The following is a 1518-nucleotide window of genomic DNA, read 5'->3' on the forward strand; positions in this document are numbered from 1 at the left end:
CTATTGTATATTTTAAAACTCTGTAGCGATAGAAAAAACTATCTTAGACGCGAGTAGTTTCTAAAACTAATAGTCGAAAATTTGTGCAATAGAATTTGTTAAGGTATTGATATTAGTGAAAGCATTGATAACAGGAGCTTCTTGAGGCTTATTGTTATTAAATTCCTTCAAGAAAAAATGTCCAACCTACAAAATATAGATTGAACATTGCTACCTTTTTCTTCGAATTTTATCAATTAATAGTTTTCCGAGTTCATAAATTGTTGTTAAAACTGCGATACAAAAAAGTAGTGCAGTATATTGTACAAGAAAAACTATGTTGAACCATAGCCCATAGACCATTGGTAAAACGACTAAAAGACAAACATATAATTCTATTTTTCGTCTTTTCCTTATTTGGAACCATCTTTCGTCTGTCAAAACTAAATCCCCTTTAAGTAAATTTAAAACCGTTAACTCGTATTCGATCATTGAATTTTGTGGTCAAGCAAGTGGTACCCTCAGCTAAGTATACGACTAATTGAGAGCCACCTAATAAATACTACCTTATTATTAATTGGAATAATTTTATCGTAAAGTAATAGATTTAGAATATTCGGACTGTTTTCTCGTCCAAAAAGAAGTTGGCAAATCGAAGAAAAAAACTGATTGATAACGGTATCAATCAGTAAGAGCTTAAAACGATCGAAGATTAGTATTACTTAGCATCGTTTTCTTTAAAGTAGTCATCAATGTAATCCTTAATTTTTTCAAAATCTTTAGTCAGAAAAAATTTAGAAGGAACTTTTATGATGGGGAGGTTATTTTCATTATCAAAAGGAGCGAATGGCTCAGGAAGGACCAAGTAATCAACAGTATCTTTATCTCTCAGATAATTGATTGAAACGTCGTAAAACGGTGAAAAATAGTCTTTGAGGCTTGTGTCTCTTTGATAAAGAACACCTGGAGTTAATGGTGTGTAAGATAATCCATTGCTCAAAACTAAGACAAAACAAATTCTTTTCATAAAAAATCACCTTTCCTTTCGATTAAATACTAGCGTCATCTCAACAGTCAAGGATTCGTTATTCATTTAATAAATCCATTTTAATAGACAAATGGATAAAATAGTGAGCAATAGAAAAATAATTCAGTTGTTGGGTAAAAGGGAACCAACAATCACAAGTTGTTCCTTTAAAAAACAAGAGATAGGAAAATACCAAGAACAATTGTGGTTAAGATTTCTAGAGCTCTTTCCAGAAACAAATTGTTGCTTTTTAAAAATATTGTTTTCTTTTTATAAGGGAACCAAAATGACTGGTTTGCGTAGTCTGGCGGGTACACGAGATCTAAAATACCACTGATTAACAGTAATGGAATTGCTTCGAAAATATTGTCATGGACGGCTAAATAAATATAGTATGTTAACAAAGAAATTTGAGCGATCCGCAGATGTCTTAGGCTGGTAACTGTATAGTTCATCAAATCATCCTTTCGTAAATGATTATCTCATATTGAATGATTTGGTTAAATTAAAAT

1 protein-coding gene is annotated in these 1518 nt (G+C 31.1%); it reads right to left on the reverse strand.

The window, feature by feature from the left end; genetic code table 11:
• Positions 1-697: 697 nt before the first annotated feature.
• Positions 698-1006, reverse strand: a complete 309-nt coding sequence (locus tag A5877_RS11510; RefSeq protein ID WP_008377858.1) for a hypothetical protein — start codon at positions 1004-1006, stop codon at positions 698-700.
• Between the last annotated feature and the right edge of the window lie 512 nt (positions 1007-1518).

The organism is Enterococcus sp. 3C7_DIV0644 (genome assembly GCF_002141235.1).
In the GTDB taxonomy this organism is placed as follows: Bacteria; Bacillota; Bacilli; order Lactobacillales; family Enterococcaceae; genus Enterococcus_D; species Enterococcus_D entomosocium.

What these genes read in the sequence shown, in the direction of transcription:
- A5877_RS11510 (WP_008377858.1), bottom strand. Translation starts at nt 1,006, where the DNA reads ATGAAAAGAATTTGTTTTGTCTTAGTTTTGAGCAATGGATTATCTTAC.